Source organism: Leptospira paudalimensis (assembly GCF_026151345.1).
Taxonomy (GTDB): Bacteria; Spirochaetota; Leptospiria; order Leptospirales; family Leptospiraceae; genus Leptospira_A; species Leptospira_A paudalimensis.
Map to the genome: position 1 here is coordinate 1,677,971 of NZ_JAMQPR010000001.1, position 21,723 is coordinate 1,699,693.

Annotated in this window: 22 protein-coding genes; 12 read left to right on the forward strand and 10 right to left on the reverse strand. The window is 38.7% G+C overall.

The genetic code is table 11. The features are described from left to right. Nucleotide 1 precedes the first annotated feature (1 nt). From ND855_RS07795 to rplU, 6 genes are all read right to left on the reverse strand, one after another. The gene (locus tag ND855_RS07795; protein ID WP_265357878.1) at nt 2-1,267 is read right to left on the reverse strand and encodes a glutamate-5-semialdehyde dehydrogenase; all 1,266 of its coding nucleotides are present in this window, start codon (nt 1,265-1,267) and stop codon (nt 2-4) included. A gap of 3 nt (nt 1,268-1,270) precedes the next feature. Then, entirely contained in the window at nt 1,271-2,137 is an 867-nt protein-coding gene (proB, locus tag ND855_RS07800; RefSeq protein ID WP_265357879.1) for a glutamate 5-kinase, read from the reverse strand. Then, nucleotides 2,124-3,149, reverse strand: a complete 1,026-nt coding sequence (gene obgE, locus ND855_RS07805; RefSeq protein ID WP_265357880.1) for a GTPase ObgE — start codon at nt 3,147-3,149, stop codon at nt 2,124-2,126. Before obgE ends, proB begins: the two co-directional genes overlap by 14 nt. 76 nt (nt 3,150-3,225) lie before the next feature. After that, nucleotides 3,226-3,483 (reverse strand): 50S ribosomal protein L27, encoded by a 258-nt coding sequence (rpmA, locus tag ND855_RS07810; protein WP_108959159.1) that lies wholly within the window; start codon nt 3,481-3,483, stop codon nt 3,226-3,228. A 3-nt stretch (nt 3,484-3,486) separates the two neighbouring features. Continuing rightward, nucleotides 3,487-3,816 (reverse strand): ribosomal-processing cysteine protease Prp, encoded by a 330-nt coding sequence (locus ND855_RS07815; RefSeq protein ID WP_265357881.1) that lies wholly within the window; start codon nt 3,814-3,816, stop codon nt 3,487-3,489. Continuing rightward, nucleotides 3,817-4,125 (reverse strand): 50S ribosomal protein L21, encoded by a 309-nt coding sequence (gene rplU / locus ND855_RS07820; protein WP_012388757.1) that lies wholly within the window; start codon nt 4,123-4,125, stop codon nt 3,817-3,819. Between the two features lie 118 nt (nt 4,126-4,243). On the opposite strand from rplU, the gene typA reads away from it, so the two are divergent. Then, nucleotides 4,244-6,052 carry a translational GTPase TypA gene (gene typA / locus ND855_RS07825; protein WP_265357882.1) on the forward strand — a complete coding sequence of 603 codons (1,809 nt, stop codon included), beginning with the start codon at nt 4,244-4,246 and terminating at the stop codon, nt 6,050-6,052. Nucleotides 6,053-6,156: 104 nt separating this feature from the next. Here typA and ND855_RS07830 read toward each other — a convergent pair whose 3' ends face one another. Further along, nucleotides 6,157-7,605 (reverse strand): AsmA family protein, encoded by a 1,449-nt coding sequence (locus ND855_RS07830; RefSeq protein WP_265357883.1) that lies wholly within the window; start codon nt 7,603-7,605, stop codon nt 6,157-6,159. 80 nt (nt 7,606-7,685) lie between these two features. Continuing rightward, complete coding sequence (locus ND855_RS07835; RefSeq protein WP_265357884.1) at nt 7,686-8,114, reverse strand: hypothetical protein; 429 nt, start codon at nt 8,112-8,114, stop codon at nt 7,686-7,688. Between the two features lie 47 nt (nt 8,115-8,161). On the opposite strand from ND855_RS07835, the gene ND855_RS07840 reads away from it, so the two are divergent. From ND855_RS07840 to ND855_RS07855, 4 genes are all read left to right on the forward strand, one after another. After that, nucleotides 8,162-9,166, forward strand: coding sequence for a hypothetical protein (locus tag ND855_RS07840; RefSeq protein ID WP_265357885.1), 1,005 nt, complete (start codon nt 8,162-8,164; stop codon nt 9,164-9,166). A 174-nt stretch (nt 9,167-9,340) separates the two neighbouring features. After that, nucleotides 9,341-11,161 (forward strand): SpoIIE family protein phosphatase, encoded by a 1,821-nt coding sequence (locus ND855_RS07845; RefSeq protein ID WP_265357886.1) that lies wholly within the window; start codon nt 9,341-9,343, stop codon nt 11,159-11,161. Nucleotides 11,162-11,171: 10 nt separating this feature from the next. Beyond that, nucleotides 11,172-12,599 carry an ammonium transporter gene (locus tag ND855_RS07850; RefSeq protein WP_265357887.1) on the forward strand — a complete coding sequence of 476 codons (1,428 nt, stop codon included), beginning with the start codon at nt 11,172-11,174 and terminating at the stop codon, nt 12,597-12,599. Nucleotides 12,600-12,638: 39 nt separating this feature from the next. Then, the gene (locus ND855_RS07855) at nt 12,639-13,277 is read left to right on the forward strand and encodes an LIC11874 family lipoprotein (protein ID WP_265357888.1); all 639 of its coding nucleotides are present in this window, start codon (nt 12,639-12,641) and stop codon (nt 13,275-13,277) included. 1 nt (nt 13,278) lies between these two features. On the opposite strand, the gene ND855_RS07860 is transcribed toward ND855_RS07855, so the two are convergent. Further along, nucleotides 13,279-14,025: a menaquinone biosynthetic enzyme MqnA/MqnD family protein gene (locus tag ND855_RS07860; RefSeq protein WP_265357889.1), complete on the reverse strand. Its 747-nt coding sequence runs from the start codon at nt 14,023-14,025 to the stop codon at nt 13,279-13,281. 70 nt (nt 14,026-14,095) lie between these two features. On the opposite strand from ND855_RS07860, the gene ND855_RS07865 reads away from it, so the two are divergent. Beyond that, nucleotides 14,096-14,956: a CheR family methyltransferase gene (locus ND855_RS07865; RefSeq protein ID WP_265357890.1), complete on the forward strand. Its 861-nt coding sequence runs from the start codon at nt 14,096-14,098 to the stop codon at nt 14,954-14,956. A 5-nt stretch (nt 14,957-14,961) separates the two neighbouring features. Here ND855_RS07865 and ND855_RS07870 read toward each other — a convergent pair whose 3' ends face one another. Further along, entirely contained in the window at nt 14,962-15,477 is a 516-nt protein-coding gene (locus ND855_RS07870; RefSeq protein ID WP_265357891.1) for an HIT family protein, read from the reverse strand. A gap of 72 nt (nt 15,478-15,549) precedes the next feature. Here ND855_RS07870 and rsmH point away from each other — a divergent pair, with 72 nt between their 5' ends. From rsmH to ND855_RS07900, 6 genes are read left to right on the forward strand one after another with little or no spacing between them, the layout of a single operon-like run. Then, nucleotides 15,550-16,494, forward strand: coding sequence for a 16S rRNA (cytosine(1402)-N(4))-methyltransferase RsmH (rsmH, locus tag ND855_RS07875; RefSeq protein WP_265357892.1), 945 nt, complete (start codon nt 15,550-15,552; stop codon nt 16,492-16,494). Then, the gene (locus ND855_RS07880; protein ID WP_407658704.1) at nt 16,482-16,838 is read left to right on the forward strand and encodes a hypothetical protein; all 357 of its coding nucleotides are present in this window, start codon (nt 16,482-16,484) and stop codon (nt 16,836-16,838) included. Before rsmH ends, ND855_RS07880 begins: the two co-directional genes overlap by 13 nt. Then, complete coding sequence (locus ND855_RS07885; protein WP_265357893.1) at nt 16,835-18,355, forward strand: UDP-N-acetylmuramoyl-L-alanyl-D-glutamate--2,6-diaminopimelate ligase; 1,521 nt, start codon at nt 16,835-16,837, stop codon at nt 18,353-18,355. Before ND855_RS07880 ends, ND855_RS07885 begins: the two co-directional genes overlap by 4 nt. Nucleotides 18,356-18,371: 16 nt before the next feature. Then, nucleotides 18,372-19,484 (forward strand): phospho-N-acetylmuramoyl-pentapeptide-transferase, encoded by a 1,113-nt coding sequence (gene mraY, locus ND855_RS07890; protein ID WP_265357894.1) that lies wholly within the window; start codon nt 18,372-18,374, stop codon nt 19,482-19,484. Next, nucleotides 19,484-20,632, forward strand: a complete 1,149-nt coding sequence (locus ND855_RS07895; protein WP_265357895.1) for an FtsW/RodA/SpoVE family cell cycle protein — start codon at nt 19,484-19,486, stop codon at nt 20,630-20,632. The genes mraY and ND855_RS07895 overlap by 1 nt, the downstream gene beginning before the upstream one ends. Beyond that, the gene (locus ND855_RS07900; RefSeq protein ID WP_265357896.1) at nt 20,629-21,714 is read left to right on the forward strand and encodes a UDP-N-acetylglucosamine--N-acetylmuramyl-(pentapeptide) pyrophosphoryl-undecaprenol N-acetylglucosamine transferase; all 1,086 of its coding nucleotides are present in this window, start codon (nt 20,629-20,631) and stop codon (nt 21,712-21,714) included. Before ND855_RS07895 ends, ND855_RS07900 begins: the two co-directional genes overlap by 4 nt. Nucleotides 21,715-21,723: the final 9 nt, after the last annotated feature.

The window sequence follows — 21,723 nt, forward strand, 5'->3', positions numbered from 1 at the left end:
TTTACCCTCGGACTTGTCCTTTTCCTGTAACATATGTTGTAGTTGTTGTTAGGTGGATGAGTCCCATTGGTCCCCTGACATGTAATTTCCCTGTTGAAATTCCCACTTCCGCTCCAAGTCCATACTCACCACCATCATGAAACCTCGTGGAACAATTCACAAAAATGGCAGCACTATCCAATCCTTGTTGGAAGGTTTGGATTTCCGTAATGTCTTCTGATAAAATGCATTCCGTGTGACCTGAGCTATATTTTTTGATATTTTCCATAGCATCTTCAATGGAACCAACAATTTTTACGCTGAGTCTTGTGTCTAAAAACTCTGTTGAAAAATCATCTTCTGATGCAAGAGGTATCGTAGGATCGATTGACTGGATGGATTCATCGCCAAGGATTTGAACCCCTTTTTGTTTTAATTCCTGTAATAAAACTTTTGTGTTTGGGTAATTTTTATGGATGAATAAATTTTCTAATGCGTTACAAACACCAGGTCTTTGGATTTTAGAATTCACTAGGATCGGTAATACAATTTTTTCGTTGGCTTTGTCAGACAAATATAAGTTAGTTACACCTTTATCGTGTTTGATGACAGGGATTTTGCTATTTTCTGATACAAATCGAATGAGAGCCTCTCCACCTCTTGGGACAATGACATCAATTAAATCATCTAATTGGAAAAAGGGAAGCATCGCTTCTCTGTTTGTATTGTCAATAAAACTGACAACTTCCTTACTCACACCAGGTAAATTCGAATCTTCGATGGCTTTATGGAAGAGGGAGGTTAAAATGAGATTTGAATGATACGCTTCGCTACCACCACGTAAAATACAAGCATTACCTGACTTAAAGGATAACGATGCAATGTCTACAATGACATTTGGTCTTGATTCAAAAATTGTCATCACTACACCAATGGGAACTCGTTTTGTCAAAAGTTCGAGCCCATTGGGAAGGATGGTCCCTCTGACTACTTCCCCAACAGGATCTGGTAGGTTCCTAATTTCTTCAATGCTCTTTGCCATCCCATGGATTCGTTTCGAATCAAGGAGTAAACGATCCATCATAGAGGAACTTAATCCCTTATCTTTCCCATTTTTTAAATCAATTTGGTTTTTTGTTATGATCTCGGTTTCATTTTCTAATAACAGTTTTTCAAACCGAAGTAATACCACATTTTTCTGGTTAGTGGTAAGTCGTTTTAAACTCCGACTTGCTTCCTTTGTTTTTGTAGCAATGGTCTTTGCATAAGTGGTATAGTCTTCAGCCATAAATTACTCCGTAGGAAAAGAAAAAAAGTGAGATTGGATTTCGGAAGCAGTAGGGATACGGTGAGGGAATCCATCATTGGCGATGAGTGTTCCAAACGATTGATTTGTGAAAAATTGGCCTATTGCATGTTTTTTTTCGCCATTGACAATTCCAGTTTTGATACCAAATGGTAACAAGAGTTTTGCGGCATTGATTTTTGTAAACATCCCACCTGTACCTGGTCCTGATGGCCCTGTTGCCAATGATTCCGTCTTTTTAGAGATTTCAGTAAACAAATCAACTTTACTGTTTCCCTCTAAAAATCCATCAACACCAGTCAGGATTAAAAGCAGGTCAGCACCCACAATTGAGGCTACTATGGCTGATAAAATATCATTATCACCTAAATTAAGTTCTTCGGTGGATACAGAATCGTTTTCATTGACGATCGGCAAAATTCCCCAATCCAAAAGTTGGCGAAATGTTTGTTTGAGATTTGTGAAACTGCTATCTTCATTTAAGTCTTTGCGTCCAAATAAAATTTGCGCAATCGGAATGTTCACTCGGCTAAAGAAACTTTCATATAAATTGAGAAGTTTGTTTTGACCCATAGCAGCAAATGCTTGTTTTTCTGCGAGAGACGTTTTGCCATTCGGTAAAACACCAGTTCCACTTTTATCAACGAGCAGTTTTTTCCCTTGGGCAATCGCACCAGAAGAAACAAGGATGACTTCTTTCCCTTGGTCGCGTAGGGTTCGAATGTCTCCCACTAAATCATATAGAAAATCATTAATTTTGGTTTCTTCGCCAGAAACACGTGCACTACCAATTTTAATGACGATGAGTTTTGCGGCTTCGAGTGAATCTAAAAATTCCTTACGTGTTTTCATAAACTAACTTTGCTTTTTCTGGAAAAAATACTTTATCAATTCGTTCCAGTAGGTATTCCAAATTGGATTCTTTATCAGCAGAGATACAAACAATCTCACCAAGAGAAGAATAGTTTTTTTGGATTTCTTCGGTAAAACTAGGGTCGTTGTCCCAAATGTCCATTTTGTTGATGACAATCAGGTATTTTTTGTGTAGAAGAGACTCGTTATAATTCCCAAGTTCACTCCGTAACATTTCCAATTCTTCTTCTAATTGTAAATTCCCACCATCAAATAAAAACAAAATCCCTTGTACACGTTCAATGTGTTTGAGAAAACTAATCCCTAGGCCCACACCTTTGGAAGCACCTTCGATGATCCCTGGAATGTCTGCTACTGTATAACGAAACAAATCTTCATGTCTATGCACCACACCTAGGTTCGGTGATAGTGTGGTAAATGCATATCCTGCAATTTTAGGATGTGCATGAGTGATTTTGGCAAGTAGTGTCGACTTACCTGCGTTGGGTAATCCAACAATTCCAATGTCAGCGAGGAGTTTTAATTCTAAACGTAAAGAGAAGGTATCACCATCTTCACCTGGTTGGCTATAACGAGGTGCTTGTTGGACTGAGGTTTTAAAAAAAGTATTCCCTTTGCCACCGCGCCCTCCCTTAGCTATGGTAAATGTTTCCCCATCATGGCTAAAGTCGTAAATGAGTTCCATGGTGACCGCATCGATGATTTGGGTACCAATGGGAACTTTTAGGAGTAAATCTTCTCCATTTTTTCCATTTCGGTTCTGGCCAAGCCCTGGACCTCCGTCCTCTGCGGCATACAGGCGGTCGGGTAGGTAATTTTCCAAGGTCATCATACGACCTTCGGCAACAAAGATCACATCTCCACCTTTGCCTCCATCACCTCCGTCAGGTCCTCCAAATTCGACAAACTTCTCTTTATGGAAGTGGACAGAACCTGCCCCTCCGTGTCCGGCTCGAATTTGGATGGGTACTTCGTCAATAAATCCGCTCATAATATCCTTTGGTCAAAAAAAAACCCGTTAAAGGATGACCTAAAACGGGTTTTGTCCTCTCTTATAATTGAGAGGATTAAGCTTTCGGGTAAACGGAAATTTGTTGTCTTTCTTTTGTTACGTGTTCGAAAGTCACAATCCCGTCAACGAGTGCATAAAGGGTATGATCACGACCAATCCCTACGTTTTTACCAGGTTTGTATTCAGTTCCTCTTTGGCGTACGATAATGTTTCCAGCAATTGCTTGTTGGCCACCGTATACTTTTACACCAAGTCTTTTCGATACCGAATCACGACCGTTCTTTGTGGAACCACCACCTTTTTTTGTAGCCATTGTTTACCCCTTTATTAGTTCGTTGTGGATGGAAATCGCATCTGAGTGGGAATGTTCTAAACTTCTCAAACCAAACTCAACCATGGCAAGTAGGCTTTGGTAGCCATCTTTTTGGTTTTGTTTGACGAGAAACATAAGATACCCGTCTCGTTTTTCTTCTCTTTCCAAACTGCCTTGTGATGCCAAATACGAGTGAGCACTCTGCACGAGAGTGGAGACTCCGGCACACAAAAGATTTTCGCCTTTCGAACCTAGGTTCTTTGGAGAATGTCCTTCCAGTTGGATTCCTGCGATTTTCCCTCCTATATCTTTAAAAATTGTACTATAAATCAATTAACCGCTGATCGAAACTACTTGGAGTTTTTGGAGTTGTTGTCTGTGACCCCAAGACTTCTTGTAGTTCTTTCTTTTTTTGTATTTGAAACCGTGGATTTTTTCACCCTTACAGTCTTCTAATACCTTTAAAGTGACTTTTGCTCCAGACAATGCTGGGGAACCAATGTTCACTTTGTTATTATCGGAAAGGAGTAGGACTTTCGTTTCTACTGTGCTTCCAACCGTGTTTCCTGTTTTTTCTGCGACGAATACCTGGTCAGGAGACACTTTAAATTGTTTGGCTCCAAGTTCAATGATGGCGAACATATAACTATCCTAATCTCTTTCTCGAATGTAGTTCTTACCAGGATTTCTGACAGGCACCTCTTGTCAAACTGAAATCCCCATTTACAGCCTAAGCGGATTGGAATTTCTGGTAAAAACAATGGAAATTCGCAACATCGCCATCATCGCACACGTCGACCACGGTAAGACGACACTAACAGATTGTATCCTTCGCCATACGGGCGCCGTAACCGCAAAAGAAGACCGAGAAAGAATCATGGATTCCAACACTTTGGAACAGGAAAAAGGGATTACGATCCTTGCCAAGAACACTTCGGTAAAGTACAAAGGAACTCGCATTAATATCGTAGATACTCCAGGTCACGCTGACTTCGGAGGAGAAGTGGAACGAGTTCTGTCCATGACAGACTGTACACTATTACTCGTGGATGCATTCGACGGACCAATGCCACAAACTCGGTTTGTGCTTGGAAAATCACTCCAACTCGGACACAAACCCATCGTGGTTGTGAACAAAGTAGACCGTGAAGGGGCAAGACCAGGTTTTTCCGTAGACAAAGTATTTGATTTGTTTAGTGACCTAGGTGCCACCGAAGAACAGTTAGACTTTCCTATCATCTATGCTTCTGCCAAACAAGGTTGGGCAGTAAACCAACTTTCAGAAGTTCCAGGATCCAATATTGAACCACTTCTAGATAAGGTTTTGGCACATGTGCCTGCAGTGAAGAACGAAAGTGACAAACCACTCCAATTCCAAGTCACAGCACTGGATTATAATGAGTATGTGGGTCGTATTGCCATTGGTAAAATTTACCAAGGAACGATGAAAAAGGGTGCTGATGTCACTCTTGCCAAAACAAACGGAACTACAGCTAATTATAAAATCACAAAACTGTATGGTTACGAAGGACTCACTCGTTACGAAATCGACGAAGCTGGATCTGGAGACATCGTTGCCATGGCAGGGATTCCGGATGTGTTCATTGGAGATACAGTTTGTGATTTAGGAAATCCACTCCCTCTTCCTGCGATACAAGTAGAGGAACCAACTGTATCGATGTTCTTTATGGTAAACAATTCACCGTTTGCTGGGAAAGAAGGTAAGTTTGTCACTACAAGAAACCTTCGTGAACGCCTAGACCGCGAACTCGAAACCAACGTAGCTCTTCGTTTGGAAGAAACTGAAGACAAAGATCGTTTCAAAATTTTAGGACGTGGGGAACTCCACTTATCCATCCTCATTGAAAACATGAGAAGAGAAGGATACGAACTCCAAGTATCTCGTCCCGAAGTAATCATCAAACACAATGAAGCTGGTGAAAAGATTGAACCTTACGAAACACTCGTAATGGACCTTCCAGACCAATACACAGGAGCTGTGATCCAAGAACTAAACCGCCGTAAGGGTGAGTTAACAGGAATGGATGCTCATACTTCTGGTATCACTCGCGTGGAATACACAATTCCAACAAGAGGTCTCATTGGATTTAGAGGGCATTTTATTTCGGAAACACGTGGAGAAGGAGTGATGTCTAGCCGCTTCTTACGTTTTGACAAATACAAGGGTGAAATCCCTGGCCGTAAAAACGGAGCCCTCATTTCTATGGACTCAGGGGAATCTACTGCGTATGCTTTATGGAAAGTGCAAGAACGTGGGGACCTTTTCATTGAACCACAAGTAGCTGTCTATCCTGGTATGATCCTTGGGATGAATAGTAGGGATACAGATTTAGAAGTGAACCCAGTGCGTGAGAAAAAACTCACTAACGTTCGTGCTTCGGGATCGGATGAAGCCATCCGCCTTGTTCCACCTAAGAAACTCACTTTGGAACAATCCATTGAATTTTTAGATGATGATGAACTTTTGGAAGTAACACCTGCAAGTTTGCGTCTTCGCAAAAAAGTTTTGGATGCTAGTATGAGAAAAAGATCCAGTGGTGGAAGATAAGTAAAAATCTAAAGTTTTACGGATCATCCAATCTAATAAAAAAGGGACTAAGTCATTAGTCCCTTTTTTTTGTACTGAGAAAATTTGCGGATATTGGTTTCTAACTAAAATCCCAATCCTTTTAACGCATTCCCTGCACCAGGAATCTTTTTTAAGGCGTCTCCTGCTTTTCCTTTGATCACTTCTTTGACAGCCCCACCTATGAGGTCTGTTAACGTTCCTATTCCAACACCAAGTTCTACATTTGGATTTCGAATATCACCATAGGTTCTAAAAGGAATAAACAAACGTTCATCCTTTACCAAATTCCCTACGATTTTATTCCGAAGTTCTTTTGGATCCCCTTGGCCTTTGGTGGCTTGTTTGATTTTTTCATCTACCGAAGCCAGTGATTTTTTAGATTCCGCTTCATCGTATAACATTCCCATTCTCATTTCATGGTAGTTGGTAGTGGTTACGATGTAGGATCCTTTTGTGATTTGTAGGTCATAATTTTTAGTAGGGAAAGTAGGTTCGTCAAGGAAAGTTACCTTTCCGTTGCTATACTCAACTTGGAAACTTACATCTTTTTTAAGTTCCGCTTTTTCCTTTAATTTGTCTAGTTTGAGTCCAGCTTGGTTGAGAGCCGGAAGTTCACCTGCAATGGCATCAAAGGCCGCAAAACCAGAAAGGAACGAATCTTCTTTCATGGTGACTTCGTAAATTACCTTCGGATTCACTAAACCTGTTTTTTCCACAAACGGAGTTACCTTTCCACCGGTTTCCAGTAAAAACTTTGCAGCCTCTTTTTTGTTTTTCCCGATGATCGTTACATCAGTATCAAAATTTACCTTTAGGCTGTTATGCGAAGCTAAATTACTTCCATCAATATCAATGTCCTTTAATTCCAAATCCAATTTTTGGACGAGGATTTGTTGGCCAGTTTTTCGCATATTCACTTGGATATTTCCTTCTTGGATTCCAACAAGACTCATTTGAATCGCAATCGGAATGTCCTTGATCGAAAATGGACCAGAAGGTGGTTCACTTGCTTTTTCTTTAGCCTCCTTTTCTGCTTCTGCTTTTTTCTCAGCTAATGCCTCAGGAGAAAGTGCAGGGTTTTTTTCACCATTCACAATTTTGGGAGTTTTGAATAGTGAAGTTAAATTATTACCACCATCTTCATACATAGTAAGCGCGATATTAGGTTGTTTTAAGACGAGTTTGTTGACCTTAACGGTTTTTGTTAAGAGAGCTAAGAAAGAAATTTTGACATCGACTTTACCAAGTTGGATCGTACCTTTTGGTTTGGACTTCCTTTCTTCGAGAGGGATTCCTTTATTCGCAATCTCATCTCTTGGTGCAAGGATGATCCCTTCAATTTCAATGCCTGAAAGAACATTGAAGAGATTGATATTTACTGTTTCAACATGTGCTCTGACATTTAAGGAAGATTCAATTTGTTTGACTAGAAAGCTCGGAGTGATGATACTTCCTGCAAAGACAAATGCGATGATAATGATTAAAAGAATTGAGGCAATAAACCCAACAATTCCATAACCTATTTTTTTCATAGTTACTCCTGATTCCATCTAAAACGGTGGACTAGAGACTATATCGATTTAGGAAACTGTAAAGTAAAAAAGGAAAGAAATTAATTCAAAAACCTTACAGAACTTATGATATTGGTTAATTGTTGGAATAATTCATCTCCCACTTCTTCATCAGAATTGTAAGTTAAGAGGATCATTCTTTCTTTATTTGCCACTAGATAAACCATCCAAACACGGTCTTCTCTTTGGAATTCGCAAGCCCGAATACTTGATCCTTCGTTATTTTCAAAAACCGCAACTTTCTCTGGGTCGTAATCAATTTCGTGAATTTTGAGATAATTTTCTAATTCTTTATCAACATCAAAATATTCGAGTTTTGATTCAAAAGCATATACTTGTAAGGCTCCACCACCTTCTGGATGGAAAAATGCTGGAATTTCTTCTACAACCATATGTTCCCAGGTGACTGGAAATAAAAAAGAATACCACCCTTGTGGAGAGCGAAATTGTTTGTACATCGGTTTTGTCATAAGAATTCCCTTTTCTTTCCAGTAAATCTATGGAGGAATGGCAGTAAATGATTTTCAAATCAAAATGGCAATGGTTGGTTTCGGTTTTATGTTTTGGTAGTTTTTCCCTTTTTCCCTTACATGCCCAAATCTCTGGGTATGATGTTGCCTATCCTTCTGCTTATTTACTTGGACTTTCATCTCAAGGTGTAGTAAGTTCCAATCCAATGGCAAGTTTGTATGGGAATACTGCTTTTTTATCATACCAATCTAAACATATGTTAGATGTTTCTACAAATTCCAGTTATGCGAATCCAAACTTTTCTCCTTTGTATTTATCTGGTGCGGGGTATCTTTCTTTTTCTGAATCACTAGGATTCGGAGTACGTGGAAAACCTGTTTACTTACGTTCGTTTCCAGCAGATGAAAGGTTTTCTAATTATGCATTCCAAGCATTTGTCAATTGGAAGTTCAATCCTTATGTTTCTTTTGCCATCCAAGTCGGTCCTGGAGTATCTGGGAGACTTGGAGGTTATAGTTCCTATTCATGGAATGTTTCTTTTTCCACAGCCATTCAATATGAAAATTTTAGAATTGGGATTTTATTGGAATCACCAGGCACTTATCGATTTGATGAATACTTAGGGTCAGAACGTTTGAAGGAAAAATTACCAGAAAGGTTAATGTTAGGATTTGGCTATAAATGGAACGATTGGTTGGAATTACAATTGGAAGGTTCCAGGAAATTTTATGAAAGCACATCAGTTGATTTAAATCATAAATCACAATTTATACCATATCCCGTCAAGACTATGTATTCGGGTAATATCAGTTTGGCGATTGGAAAAATGGATTCATTTCAGGTTTTAACAGGTGTTGGTCGAGAAATTCGTATGGAACAAAGTTTACGAGGTTTTACGACAGGATCAATCGGAGTTGCGGGTTCATTATTCCCCAGTTGGTTTGGTGAAGGATTGTTTTATGCAGTTTCTCTCCAAAGGTCTGGCATCAATATAAAAGAAAGGGATGGAGGAGAATCCAGGATGGCCCTACAAGTACAGACACAGTTCTAATCAAGAACATCATTTGCTTACAAAATAGGCGTTTTGGTAGTTTTCCATAAACACAGTTTTAACGTTTTGTGCAAATTTCGTCCAGTTTGTAGAGAATTATAGGATATTTTTACTTCTTTAGGCGAGATGCATCGTCGGTACGATACTTGCATCTCAATGGGAAAGGTATCCAATATGGTTGATTTCAAAGTTTCCAAACGAATGCTCGTCAACTTCCGCGGACAGAACAAAGTTGTGGGAGGATTAACAGATAAAGATAAAATTGCAATCCTCCTTTATATCTCCAAAGAATTTGCCAATTTAGATAGAGAAGACCAACTCTTTTCAAAAGTCATCCTGATATGCCAGGAAATATTTGAGTCGGACAACACGACACTTAGGTTATGGGATGGAGAGTTCTTAGTCCCAGTCAAATTTGTCAAAGAAACAGAACCACCTCGCAGGAATTTAAAAATGGGTGAGGGTTACTCTGGGACAGTATTTGAAACCAAAGAACCAATCCTTGTAAACGATTTGTCCCGTTCTGCTCATTACTTTGATGAAGGGGAAAAAACAAAATCGGTGATGTGTGTCCCTATCATGCAAAAGGAAGAAATCCTTGGAACTCTCGCTGTTGAAAGTGAAAGGGAAAATTTTTATATCATCGATGACTTGGAAATTCTAGAAGCTTTAACTTCCCAACTGGCACTTGCCTTGTATGGAGTGCGCTTGATTGAAGGACTTGTCACTGCAAGGGCAAGAGAAGCTGCCATCCTAAACCAATTAGAGTGGGATTTGAAAATGGGTCGAAATGTCCAAAGCCAAATCCTACCCCAAGACTTAAGTGCTTGGAATGGAATCTATTTTGCAAGCCATTACGAACCTATGGCAGAAGTCAGTGGAGATTTAGTCGACATCGTAAGGCAAGGACATTCGTTAACTGCCATTAACATTGATGTATCGGGTCATGGAATTCCAGCAGCTCTAGTGACAATGGCAATCCACCATCAGTTCCGTCGTTCTGTCATGGCAGGACTTGGTCTCACAGAAATCATGGAAGAGTTAGGCGAAAAATTACGGGAACAACTCCCGGAATCTACCTACTTCACTGCCTTTATGGTACGAATTTTTAGCGATTATACTTTTGGTTATGTGAATGCAGGCCACCAACGGATGTTACATTACAAAGCTTCCGATGATACCTTCATCCAATATGACACCAAAGGAGTTCCTCTTGGAATTTTGCCAGTTCGCAAAATCGATTATGAGGAAAAACAAGGGAAACTCGAGCCTGGTGACTTTTTACTTTTGATTTCAGATGGATTCAGTGAACAAAGAAACCATTTAAAAGATGAGGTAGGAGTTGAGAGAATCCAAACTTGGTTACATGATGAGAGAGAAAAACTAGTCATTGAAGGAAGAGGAAAAGTGGATTTAAAAAAATTAGCATCCTCTTTTATCAAACGTTTCCGTACTTACCAAGGAGAAGTTCCGAATGGAGACGACTTAAGTTTTCTCTTTCTATATTGTGGTGATTCCATTCCTGAAGCATCTCATTACATCCAATTGGCAAAACAATCCAATTCCAAGATGAAAATGGAGGAAGCCTACGCCCAAGCTCTCAAAGCATTTAGTATCGATTCTTCCTTAAAAGAGATCTTGGTATTTCTTGGAAAAATGTATTACCGAGATGGAAAGTATACTGAGGCAATTCGTTATTTAGAAGAGTATATAAGAACTTCCGGTGATAATACAGCTGCTTCTCATTTTATGATGGGCAGAGCTTATTACAAAGCTGGGATGATTTCAGAAGCAAAACGGGCGTTAAAGATGGCACTCTCCAGTGACCATAGTTTTGCCAAAGCGAGTATTTTACTTGCGCAGTGTTATTTAAAAGAAAATGCGAAACCAAAAGCGATTAAGGTATTACAACAAGGCGTAAAAAACACACCTCAAAATCTGGAATTAAAAACTTCGCTTTTGAGATTAGAATCACATACCCAAAAGGTCAGTTAAGGAACGTTATATGAGATATTTCGGAGTTTATTTTAGTTTGATAGGATTACTGTTAGTAAGTAATGTATTTGCGGAAACAGTCGTTACCCCTGACAAAGATAGTTTGGAATCACTTGCCAAGGAAATGGCAGAGATCAAAACCTCACTGGCAGAGACAAAACTGGCATTGGAAACCACAAAACAAGAAGCAAATTGGGTGTGGACGTGTATTGCTGCTTTCCTTGTATTTTTTATGCAAGCTGGTTTTGCCTATGTGGAAGCGGGATTCACACGTGCTAAAAATGCAGTGAACATTCTCATGAAAAACTTTTCCGATTTAACAGTGGGAGCCATAGCGTATTGGCTCATTGGTTTTTCAATTATGTTTGGTCCACAAATTGTGAGTGGATTTGGAATTGGTCTGCCATCATTTGCAGAATCTCTCATCAATGCAGAGGATGGAAGTATGGATCCATCCAAGTATACATTTTTTATCTTCCAGATTGTATTTGCTGCCACAGCCGCAACGATTGTTTCCGGAGCAATGGCAGAACGTACAAAATTTTCAGCATATCTGATTTTCTCTGTGGTGATCACTGCTTTCATTTATCCCGTGTTTGGTTCTTTTGCTTGGGGGAGTTTACTAGGGATCTCAACAGGTTTTCTCGAAACATTAGGACTTGGTGGTGGAGAAGGAGTTGGGTTTCATGATTTTGCTGGGTCAACAGTTGTTCATAGCATCGGAGCATGGGCAGGGCTTGCAGGTGCAATCGTAGTTGGACCACGTATGGGTAAGTTCCAATCCGATGGTCGTGTGTATCCGATTCTTGGTCACAATATGTCGATGGCAGCACTTGGTGTTTTTATTTTATGGTTTGGATGGTTTGGCTTTAACCCTGGTTCGACGACATCGATCGAAGGGGGAAGTTTTGCCAAAATTGCTGTTGTGACACATATGGCAGCTTGTGCCGGTGCTATCAGTGCTATGGTTCTTACATGGTATTTATTCAAAAAACCAGAAATTGGACTCACCTTAAATGGTGGTCTAGCAGGACTTGTTGCGATCACTGCACCTTGTGATAATGTCAGTATCTTCGGTGCCGTTCTCATTGGACTTGTGGCAGGAGTCCTTGTCATCATTTCCGTTCTCTTTTTAGACAAACAAAGGATTGATGACCCCGTAGGTGCAGTTTCTGTTCATGGTGTATGTGGTGCCTGGGGGACTTTGGCCTATGGACTTTTTAGTCTCGATACAGGCTTATTTTATGGAGCCGGTTTTGCCCAATTTGCTGCACAGGCGATTGGAGTTGTAACTGCATTTTTCTGGGCATTTCCCGTGAGCCTTTTGGTATTTTATTTGATCAAAAAGACGGTTGGCCTTCGGGTTTCGGAAGAAGAAGAATTGTTAGGATTGGATATTTTGGAACACGGGAACGAAGCTTACCCCGTTTCGAAATAGTCCTTGACCCTAGATTTTCTCTATGGGGAAGTCTAGGGTGTGTTTCGTTTTTTTCCATTTTTACTCCTTTTCTGTTATGGTTGTTTTGAATACGAAGAGACCATTCTCTTTCGTAAAATGAGTTCTGGAACGGTTGAAATTACTTACACGGTTCCACTTAAAAAGGATTCTAACGAATCCCTAATTAAATTTTTACCCACTTCGAAAGAAGAAATCCTAATATCTGTTAAAAAGAAATCGAATAACAATTTACAAGTAAGAGATTTTACGTTTCGAGAATTAGAAAAATCAGAAACAACGGATATGTATTTCAAACGAAAAGGAAAAGTTTCTTATAAATTGGACTTTGAAGATCCCGTTCATCTTGAAGGTGTTCTTATTGGTACATTTTCGATCAAACAAAAACCAAGATCTTTGACTGTCAAACGTGACTTCCCGAATCTCACGGACAATGCAATTCTTGATTCCAGTGCTGGAGAGAAAAAAATCATATCGGAAACATCACGGTTGTTAAGGGAAGGAAAAATCCAATTTAAAGTTTTATTCCCTAAAGATTCTGAATGTAGTTCCAATCGTGGTTTTATTGGACTTGGTAATTTGGTCTACCAAATCCCTTTACAAGAAACGTTAGAAAATCCAGATACAAAAACCTGGGAATACAAAATCCGTTTTTTTTGAATTAGAGTAGGCCTAATCCTTTTGCGGTTTCAATGAATAAGGCAAACCCATCTAAATTTTTTTTCTCAGGGATATAATGTAACTCTTGTTTGAGATAACGCTCTGTTATGGCGATGGGAAGGCGTTTTTCTTCACTGATGATGGTTGGAAGTTCTTTCAGTCCATACTCGAGTGCTTTTAAAAAGATTTGGTTGTCCCATTCTTTTCGCTTTGGATAAGCCCAAAACGCAAAACAAAAATAAAGTCCTGTGATTCGATTCCACCATTCGGCAAGGTCAATGGCGCGGTATCCATCGATAGGTGTTTGCAAAAGGGCATGGTCACCAAACAATAAGTGGGAACCAATCCCAGAATCCATCATTTTGGAAATTTCCTTTGCATCGGTTGGGATCACTTCTATTTTTTTCCCATATTCCAAATGGAATAAACATTGTAATAGACATACACTGGATCTGGAACCTTTGTCTGTATACACTACATTGGGAATCCCGGGTTCCATTTGATTTTGAAAGAACAAAACAGAACGAACAACATCACGAGCACAAACTCCTACAATCTTTGTGTAATCAAATTGGTCCTTGTTTCGTTCACATTCAATGGAAGAAACAAGGGCACAGTCGAGTTCTCCCTGTTTGAGTAGTTCAATGAGGACACTTGGGTTCTCGTACACAGGGGTAAATTCAGGAGACTTTTCAAAATAAAGGGTAAGTGGACGCGCATTTAGGTGTTTTACGATACCAATCTTCAAGAAGCTACCTCCATTGGAAAAAACAACTTGTCAGAATCAAAAAACTCTGTTGAATCTTCGTGAGGGCAAATTGGACTTTCGAACATCTTTAAACACAATCGGTGATGCCGAGTTTGAATTCATCAAAAATTTAGTGTACAAACAAGCAGGAATTTTCCTTGCTCCGCACAAAAAAATCATGGTGCAGTCCAGACTTAACGCGAGGTTACGTACACTCGGAATCCAAAGTTTTGAGGATTACGTGGCTAAACTCAAAATGGATCAAAATTTTGCGACCCAAGAGATGCAAGAACTCATCAATCGCATAACAACGAATAAAACTGATTTTTTTCGTGAGAACCACCATTTTGAATTTTTAAAAAATGATTATTTCCCTCAGCTGGAAAAAGAAGCCGCCGAATCGGGGTCAGCAAAAACCTTACGGATCTGGTGTTCTGCATCCTCCACAGGAGAGGAACCTTATTCGATTGCAATCACTGTGTATGATTATTTTCAAAACAAACCAGGTTGGAATTGTAAAATTTATGCATCAGACATTGATACCCAAGTACTCAACACTGCCAAAAAAGGTGTGTACCGGGATGATCGATTGGAACCAGTTTCCGAAACATTGAAGAAAAAACACTTCAACCAATTCACTGAAAAAGACCATGTCTTTTATGAAGTAAAACCTCACTTAAAGGCACTGGTTGACTTTCGTCAAATTAACCTATTGCATTTTCCTTTTCCCATTACGGACAAACTCGACTTAATCTTTTGCAGGAATGTTGTGATTTATTTTGACAAACCAACTCAAAAAACATTGTTCCAGAATTTTGAAGTCAGTTTAAAACCAAAAGGGTATTTGATTTTAGGACATTCCGAGACAATGTTTGGAATCTCTGACCAATTCAAATTTTTGGGTCATACGATTTACCAGAAAAAAGTGTAAGGGGTTTACGTTTCTTCCTTCGACCAAAGAGTTTTTAGGTCTTCCCACATTTGATAGGGTTCATAGATGACGATCCTTGTATTGGAGAGAACATCTAAAAATCCTGCTTCATTGGGAAACCTAGGAACAATGTGCTCATGGATATGAGGGATGGATCCTCCGCTGTTTTTTCCAAGGTTGTATCCAGTGTTAAAACCTTGTACCTTCCATTGTTTTTCTAAAATCCTCATGGTTTTTTGGGTGAGAACGTGGATGTCCAAAGCCTCTTCATTCGTTAGTTCCAAATAACTGATGATATGGCGTTTTGGGAATATGATGATATGTCCAGGATTGTACGGAAATAAATTGATGGATACGATGGAGAGATCCGTTTCCGCAATGGTTAAGTTGGGGACGATTTCGTTTTTGTCTCTGACACCACAAAGGATACATTCCACATTGGGTCTGTCCCCTTTGGCATAACCTAATTTGCCAACACTAAAGAGGTTTTTTCGTAGGGAATGTTCTTCATAGGAACTCATGGATACTTTCAATCTCAGAGAAGGATTAAAGGATTGCAAGGATTTTGACAGCTATACAGTAAGAAAGTAACAGTGTTAGAATCTCCCCACATACCGGTCCTTCCGAACGAAGTCATTTCCTTATTACAACTGGCACAAAATCCAAAACCAATGTGGTTTTTGGATGGGACAGCTGGAGAGGGTGGTCATTCCAAACTGATCTTAAAAACCTTCCCTGAAGCAAAACTCATCCTCATTGACCGTGATGCCGTCATGTTAGAACGGGCAAAAAAAGAAATCCAAAAGGAAATTGGCTCTTTAGATCGGGTACACGCCTTTCAGATGAACTTTTCAGAAGTGGACAGGACCTTACTGGAAGAAGTGGGGTGTTCAGGACTTGACGGAGCTCTCGTAGATTTAGGAGTTTCACTTTTCCATTTTCTACATTCAGGGAGAGGGTTTACCTTTAAAAACGAAGAACCTTTGGATATGCGTCTCGAACCACAAGTAGGCCAAAAAACAGCTGCCGATGTTGTGAATTATAGTTCTGTTCTACATTTAAAAAAGGTATTTTGGGAATACGGAGAAGAACGTTGGGCCCTAAAAATCGCAAATAACATCGTACAGTCGAGACACAAAAAAAAATTCGAAACCAACACTGATCTTGTGAAACTCGTGGAAGCATCTATCCCTAGAAAATTTTGGCCAAAGGAATCACATCCTGCGACTCGTATTTTCCAAGCGTTACGAATTGAAGTGAACGAAGAATTAGTCCATGCAGAAAAGGGAATTCGTACACTTGCAAACTGCCTACAATTGGGGGGAGTTCTATCTTGTATTTCATTCCATTCTTTGGAAGACAGAATTGTGAAATGGACATTCCGGGACTTAAAAGCAACAGACGAATTTGAAATCCTTACCAAAAAACCGATCTTACCAACGGACCAGGAAATCAAAGAAAACAGAGCCTCGCGGTCAGCAAAATTAAGAGGTCTTCGAAAAATTGAACCGATAAAAGAAAGTAGATGGGAAAAATAACTTTATCATTCAAAACATTCCCCAAAATGGTTTTCGAATTTTTGGAACCTCTCCAAGGACTCGTTTTGTTGTTCCCATTTTTAGGATTTTTTTTCTTCCATGTTTGGCAAGGATTGGAAAAGGCCAAATTACAAAGGTTTATCCATGAAAGGACAACCACCAAAGAAGAGTTAAAGCGAAAGAATGACGAATTAAAAATTGGAATTGTATCATATACATCAGCAGAACGAATTGAAACATTGTATAGAAGGACATATCAATTTTTACCCATCAGTCTTGGCAATCGAACTGTTACAATCGAACTACCACCAATTCCTGAATCACCCGCTAAGTCAAATCCATGAAACTCATTGATATCCTAAAAAAAATTCCAGAGATTAAACTCATAAGAGGAGAAGGTGACTTTGAAGTTCACTATGTTTGGGCTGACAGTCGCAAACTAACCTCCAAGGATATTTTTGTCCTTCCTTTGGGTAATGATGATGTATTAGAATCATATTTACAAATGGCTCACAAGTTAGGTTGCCAAGTCGTTCTGGTCTCCAAACGAAATTTAAAACTAAATGGACTCAGTTTATTTACCACAGTATTGGAATCAGAAGAACCGTTAGGTGATTTACATGGAAAATTAGCATCCTTACTTCTGGGTTATCCTTCCAAAAAATTGAAAATCATAGGTATCACTGGTACAAATGGAAAAACTTCCTTAACCTTTATTTTGTTCCATATCGCTAAAAAATTAGGTAAAAAAGTTGCTCTCATTGGTACTGTCCAAATTCAAATTTTAGATCGTATTTTAGAATCGGGTTATACAACACCAGATGCTTCTTCTCTTAACTTATTACTCAAAGAGATGGTAGAAGAAGGTGTAGAATATGTTTTCATGGAGATGAGTAGCCATGGATTAAAACTGGGAAGGGTTTCAGGTATTGAAATTACTTGTGCAGGATTTACGAATTTAACCCAGGACCATTTAGACTTTCATGAAAGTATGGATGATTATTTTGAAAGTAAGTTTAAAATCTTTCAATTACTCGAACAGTCATCGGTAAAAAATAAATTTGGTCTTGTCGCTGGCGATGTATCCTTTGGTGACAAAATGATCCAAAGGATAAGAGAAGCTAATTTAAAATCACCCATCTATATCCTAGGAAAATCTGGAGAATTTCATTATAGTAACACAAAACTTTCGTTACTTGGAAGTGAATACAGATTCCATAAAAAGGAAAAAAATCTCCCTTTTATCGAGGTGAGAACGGTTCACACAAACTTACTCGGTAATTTTAATGTTTTTAATACAGCATTTGCAATGTCCATTGCATACGAACTTGGATTTCCATGGGATGATGTGGTCAAAGCTGTCGATACAATCCCTACAGTTCCTGGACGTTTCCATGTAGTTCCTTATCCAGACAAATCTCGCATAGCAGTAGTAGATTATGCCCATACACCAGATGCATTGGAGAATATCTTAAAGAGTTGTGTAGAAATTCGACCGAAACAAATCATTTGTTTGTTTGGTTGTGGTGGTAATCGTGACCGAACAAAACGTCCACAAATGGCAAAAATTGCCGAAACCTTAGCTGATTTTGTCATTTTAACATCAGACAACCCAAGAACCGAAAATCCCGAAACAATTCTCGATGAGATTGAAGCAGGTTTTTCACGTGGTTTCAAACGGTATGAAAAAATTACAGACCGAAGCACTGCAATTAGGCGAGCAGTTTCCTTGTTAGAAAAGGATGGAATTTTGGTTGTCGCAGGTAAAGGTCACGAGACCTATCAAATTCTCGGAAAAGAGAAAATTAAGTTCGTTGATTTTGAAGAAATAGAAAATGCATTTTTAAATTTAAACACCTAACGATAGAGGATACAGTATGTTCCAATGGATTTATGAAACATTTGGCAATGATTATGGTTTTTTAAGAGTTTTTAGTTATGTGACTCTACGTGCGATGATGGCTGGGCTTACGTCTATGTTTATCACTTTTATTTTTGGAAAATCACTCATTTCCTTTTTATTATCCTTAAAATTCCGTGAATCAGTGAGAAATGATGGGCCACAGTCCCATGCAACCAAATCGGGAACACCTACAATGGGTGGATTGATTATGATTTTATCATTAACCATCTCAACATTGTTATGGGGTAATTTGTCCAACTTAAACGTCATTTTACTTTTAATCTCTGCCATACTATTTGCTGGACTTGGTTTTACAGATGATTATATGAAGTCTGTTAAAAAAATTAAAGGAGGAATGAGAGCAAGAACCAAATTTGTTGTGACTATCCTCTTTGCAGTGACAATCACTACCTTATACTTCTATTATACTGGTAAATCCAATACAAATCCACAAAAAGGAATCATTTTCACAATCACTGATTTATTTTTACCTTTTGTGAAGGGTCCAGTTTGGAATTTGGGTATTTTCGCTGTTCCTTTCGCAATACTAGTGTTAATCGGTAGTTCTCATGCAGTAAATTTAACGGATGGTCTAGATGGGTTGGCATCTGGAACAGTTGTGATTTCAACTGCCACTTTTGCCTTGATTTCATACGTATCAGGCACTCCTTCTGCTGCCAATTATTTGCACATTCCTTATCTACCAGGTTCTCACGAATACTCTGTTTTTCTTGCTGGACTTTCTGGTGCTTTACTTGGTTTTTTATGGTTCAATTGCCATCCCGCACAGGTGTTTATGGGAGATACAGGATCTTTGTTTTTAGGTTCAACCCTTGGGCTTGTCGCCATTATGTTAAAGAAGGAAATTTTACTCGTGATTCTTGGCGGAATTTTTGTGGCTGAAGCGGTCAGTGTGATTCTGCAAGTAGGATCATTTAAATTAACGGGAAAACGAATTTTTAAAATGGCTCCTCTCCACCATCATTTTGAACTCTCAGGTTGGTCAGAAGAAAAAGTGGTGATCCGATTTTGGATCATAGGGATCATTCTTGCGATCATCACTCTCTCAACTTTAAAAATCCAATAATGGAAATATTTCGTTCCATACGAAATTTATTACGTTTTGGTTCGTCTCGTTTTGATGGACCAATGTTATTTTTCATGTTTTTACTATTTGGAATGGGAATCATTGTGATGTTCAGTGCTTCTGTGATCCCAGCTGAAAGAGAGTTTTCTGATTCCTATTATTACTTAAGAAAACAATTGTTATGGGGTGCAGTAGGAGTAGTTTTATTTCTAATTTTTTGCCAAATACCATACCAATTTTTGGTTAAATGGTCTTTTGTTTTTTCTCTCCTTAGTCTATTATTACTAATAGCAGTTTTCATACCTGGATTGGGTAAGTCTGTAGGAACCAGCTATGGACGTAGTTTTAACCGTTGGATCCAAATTGCAGGATTTCAAATCCAACCTTCTGAATTTTCGAAGATTAGTATTTTACTCTTTGCATCTTACTTCTTCTATAACTTTGATTTTAAAAAGATCAAATGGGATCAAAAGAAGATCATCTCCCTAGTTGTTATCTTTTTAACTTTACTGCTCATTGTCATTGAACCTGCATTTGGTACCACAGTTGAATTGTTACTTGTTCTATTTTTCTTTGTCTTGTTAGCTGGTTTCCCCATGAAACGTTTGTTTATTTTAGGTGCATCAGTGATTCCACTTTTAGTTGTACTTGTGACACAAGTGGGTTATCGTAAAAAACGACTCGAGATATGGCTCGACCCTTATAAGTTTCGGTTTGATGAAGGACACCAATTGGTGACAAGTTTTCGGGCTTTTTTTGATGGTGGTACCAGCGGAAAAGCGATTGGTACAGGTTATGCTCACAGGTATTTAGCATACAGCCATACAGATTTTGTATTGTCTTCCTATGTGGAAGATTTTGGTTTTGTTGGATTTTGTTTTTTTCTTTTAGTTGTTTTGTTTTTGATGGTTCGAATTTTTTTACTCTTACAAAGGACCAAGGATAAACTGGGATACTTTTTAGGTGCGGGAATTCTGATTTTATTCGGATTCCAAACCATTTTAAACTTATTTGTGATCACAGGAATTGTGCCTGTAACGGGAATTTCTCTTCCTTTCTTAAGTTATGGTGGTTCTTCCTTACTTACAATTTTTATCCTTTTCGGAATTCTTGCCAACATTACGTGTAAAGAGAATTTGGTCGTATGAGTGGATCGATATTGATTGCAGCGGGTGGAACAGGTGGGCATATCTCACCTGGAGTAGCACTCGCAGAGATACTAAGTGAAAAAGTTAATGTGTTTGGTTTTGATTCTGTATTCATCCATTCACTCGTGCGAAACCAAAACAATCCAGATCTTTTAAACCCTCCTTGTGAAGTGATTTGGCATAATATCCCCCAATTGGGAGGAATCAAAACGATTCTTTATCCTATTTTATTCATTTTACCATTTATCAAAACGATTTTTGTATTCAGAAGGTTACATATAAATGCAGTCATCGGAATGGGTGGTTATTCCAGTTTACCTGCAATTCTTTATGCCATTCTGTTTCGAAAACCTTTGTACCTTTGTGAACAAAATTGTGTACCAGGAAAAATCACTCGTGTCTTTTCAAAATTTGCCAAAAAAATTGCCTTTAGTTTTCCAATCGTAGAAGAATTTAATATCCCAGGAAAAATCATTGGAAATCCGATTCGAAAACGAGTTGTTCCTGAACATTTAAACATCCGTCAAAATGAAAACCTACATGAAGGCAAAAAAAACACAATCAATGTTCTCGTGTTAGGTGGATCACAAGGTGCAAGACAACTTAACCAAATGATCCTTAAGGCGATGGAAAATTCTGAAATTTCCACAAAGTATAAATTTCGTTTGTTAACAGGTACAAACCTTTATGACGAAACAAAGAAAAAAGCAAATGATGACGCAGAGATTATATCCTATGCCAATGACATGAAACCAAATTATGAATGGGCAAATTTGGTTGTCGCAAGGTCTGGTGCAGGTGTTGTTGCCGAGTGTTTGGTTTTTGGTTTGCCTATGATTTTAATCCCATATCCTTTTGCGGCGGATAACCACCAGAAGGCAAATGCAAACTATCTTGAGAAGGAAGGTGCAGCTGTCACCATTCATTCAACAAGTGATGATCCAACTCAATTGGTAAAATTTCTATTATCCTGGAAGGATCATTCTGAAGTGTTACGCGAAATGGGTCATGTTAGTTTAGCACTTTCCAATGTGAATGCTGCTTACCAAACTGTTTCGTATTTTTTTTCGGAAACTAAGTAGGCCTTGGAA

What these genes read in the sequence shown, in the direction of transcription:
- ND855_RS07795 (WP_265357878.1), bottom strand. Translation starts at nt 1,267, where the DNA reads ATGGCTGAAGACTATACCACTTATGCAAAGACCATTGCTACAAAAACA.
- rpmA (WP_108959159.1), bottom strand. Translation starts at nt 3,483, where the DNA reads ATGGCTACAAAAAAAGGTGGTGGTTCCACAAAGAACGGTCGTGATTCG.
- ND855_RS07830 (WP_265357883.1), bottom strand. Translation starts at nt 7,605, where the DNA reads ATGAAAAAAATAGGTTATGGAATTGTTGGGTTTATTGCCTCAATTCTT.
- ND855_RS07835 (WP_265357884.1), bottom strand. Translation starts at nt 8,114, where the DNA reads ATGACAAAACCGATGTACAAACAATTTCGCTCTCCACAAGGGTGGTAT.
- ND855_RS07870 (WP_265357891.1), bottom strand. Translation starts at nt 15,477, where the DNA reads ATGAGTTCCTATGAAGAACATTCCCTACGAAAAAACCTCTTTAGTGTT.
- ND855_RS07845 (WP_265357886.1), top strand. Translation starts at nt 9,341, where the DNA reads ATGGTTGATTTCAAAGTTTCCAAACGAATGCTCGTCAACTTCCGCGGA.
- ND855_RS07895 (WP_265357895.1), top strand. Translation starts at nt 19,484, where the DNA reads ATGGAAATATTTCGTTCCATACGAAATTTATTACGTTTTGGTTCGTCT.
- typA (WP_265357882.1), top strand. Translation starts at nt 4,244, where the DNA reads ATGGAAATTCGCAACATCGCCATCATCGCACACGTCGACCACGGTAAG.
- ND855_RS07850 (WP_265357887.1), top strand. Translation starts at nt 11,172, where the DNA reads ATGAGATATTTCGGAGTTTATTTTAGTTTGATAGGATTACTGTTAGTA.
- obgE (WP_265357880.1), bottom strand. Translation starts at nt 3,149, where the DNA reads ATGAGCGGATTTATTGACGAAGTACCCATCCAAATTCGAGCCGGACAC.
- ND855_RS07900 (WP_265357896.1), top strand. Translation starts at nt 20,629, where the DNA reads ATGAGTGGATCGATATTGATTGCAGCGGGTGGAACAGGTGGGCATATC.
- proB (WP_265357879.1), bottom strand. Translation starts at nt 2,137, where the DNA reads ATGAAAACACGTAAGGAATTTTTAGATTCACTCGAAGCCGCAAAACTC.
- ND855_RS07840 (WP_265357885.1), top strand. Translation starts at nt 8,162, where the DNA reads ATGATTTTCAAATCAAAATGGCAATGGTTGGTTTCGGTTTTATGTTTT.
- mraY (WP_265357894.1), top strand. Translation starts at nt 18,372, where the DNA reads ATGTTCCAATGGATTTATGAAACATTTGGCAATGATTATGGTTTTTTA.
- ND855_RS07880 (WP_407658704.1), top strand. Translation starts at nt 16,482, where the DNA reads ATGGGAAAAATAACTTTATCATTCAAAACATTCCCCAAAATGGTTTTC.
- ND855_RS07885 (WP_265357893.1), top strand. Translation starts at nt 16,835, where the DNA reads ATGAAACTCATTGATATCCTAAAAAAAATTCCAGAGATTAAACTCATA.
- rplU (WP_012388757.1), bottom strand. Translation starts at nt 4,125, where the DNA reads ATGTTCGCCATCATTGAACTTGGAGCCAAACAATTTAAAGTGTCTCCT.